A 719-nucleotide genomic window follows, 5' to 3' on the forward strand; every position below is an offset into this window, starting at 1 on the left:
ACAATGCTTCTTAACAGTTGAAGATCTGAACTATCTAGCTTGTATGATTGATCTAGCTGTTGCCATTCTTTACCTTTATTCGCTCCTGGGCCACTACGGTAGTAATCTGCCAAAGCAAGGCGAACCCGAATATTCTTTTCATCAAACGACAAAGCTTTCAGAAGGGCATTCTCACCCTTTTTGTACTGACCATCAGATATTGCTGCTAAGCCATACAATGCAAGTGTTTCGGGCGCCTTACTGCGATCAATAGTAGGCTCAAGTATTTCTAGCACTTTCTTTGGCTCATTCATTTTCAGATTCGTCGCCGCATAAATGTGACGCGTCATCTCATTTGCGACTTCCGGATCAACACTTTCTGAAAGGTATTTAGAGGCTGCGGTATTATCTCCTTCCAAATAGCTAATAATACCTAGTAGCTGAGTCGCTAGCTTGTATGAGGGATAATCATTTAATATCTCGATCAAAGTTGCTTTAGACGCATCCAATTCGCCTGCTTGCATTTTCTCGACCGCAAGCTGATATTTCTCTTTTACTTCATTTGAACCCGGGAAGGCTTCGGATAACAGTTTGGTGTAAATATAGGCTTCGTTAGAACGGCCTTGGCGAGTCAAAACATAAGATAGCCGTTCTAATACAACGGCTTTTTCCGGCTCAATAATATCTGTATTATCCATAGTAGAAAGCAAATCGGTCAGAATATCTTCGGCCTGTTCCAG

General features: G+C 41.9%; 1 protein-coding gene. It reads right to left on the reverse strand.

The window, feature by feature from the left end:
* The coding region (locus tag A3761_RS02580; RefSeq protein WP_197472751.1) for a hypothetical protein at positions 1 to 677 on the reverse strand (677 nt) is incomplete at its 3' end.
* Between the last annotated feature and the right edge of the window lie 42 nt (positions 678 to 719).

The sequence above is a fragment of the Oleiphilus sp. HI0123 genome (genome assembly GCF_001635315.1).